Source organism: Vibrio sp. 1249-1 (genome assembly GCF_033340495.1).
In genome coordinates, this window is sequence record NZ_JAWOWJ010000231.1 from 1 (window position 1) to 923 (window position 923).

Sequence of the window (923 nt, forward strand, 5' to 3'; positions counted from 1 at the left end):
GTGCTTAAATGCCTCGTTCAAACGCTCTTGACCACTAGGTACCGGACGAATCTCGCCAGCTAAACCAACTTCGCCAAATACCACTACATCTTTTGGCAACGGACGATCGCGAAAGCTTGATAGTAACGCCATCACTAAAGCAAGATCCGCACTGGTTTCTGTTACCTTAACGCCGCCGACTACATTCACAAACACGTCTTGATCGGCCATTTGCAGACCACCGTGCTTATGCAGTACGGCTAATAATAAGGAGAGACGATTCTGCTCCAAACCAACCGCTACGCGACGAGGGTTTGCCAATTGCGAGTAGTCCACCAGCGCTTGAATCTCTACTAATAGAGGACGTGTACCTTCCCACACAACCATGACCGAAGATCCTGACGTCTCTTCTTCGCCACGAGAAAGGAAAATCGCCGATGGGTTACTTACTTCTTTCAGTCCCTGCCCCGTCATCGCAAACACGCCTAATTCATTTACCGCACCAAAACGGTTTTTGTGGCTGCGCAGTGTACGGAAACGACTATCTGTTCCGCCATCAAGCAAGACAGAACAGTCAATAATGTGCTCAAGGACTTTAGGGCCGGCAAGAGTACCATCTTTCGTTACGTGACCAACAATAAATACCGCAACATTGTTCTGTTTTGCGTATCGCGTCAGTGCCGTCGCAGATTCTCGCACCTGAGCAACACTGCCCGGTGACGATTGAACATCAGAAACGTGCATAACCTGAATCGAGTCAATCACCATAATTCTGGGCTGCTCTTTCTCTGCAATTTGGCAAATTTTATCGACGTTGGTTTCTGATAGCATCTTCAGGTGCTCTTTTGGCAGACCAAGACGAGACGCGCGCATCGCAACCTGTTGAAGCGATTCCTCACCCGTAACGTAAAGTGTCGGCATCAGCCCTGATAACGTACACATAG

The 923-nt window shown here is 48.9% G+C and carries 1 protein-coding gene; it reads right to left on the reverse strand.

Features of this window, described 5'->3' with window-relative positions; all coding sequences use genetic code 11:
* Positions 1-923, reverse strand: a 923-nt coding sequence (radA, locus tag R7Z50_RS25465; RefSeq protein ID WP_318149472.1) for a DNA repair protein RadA, incomplete at both ends; no start/stop codon positions are given.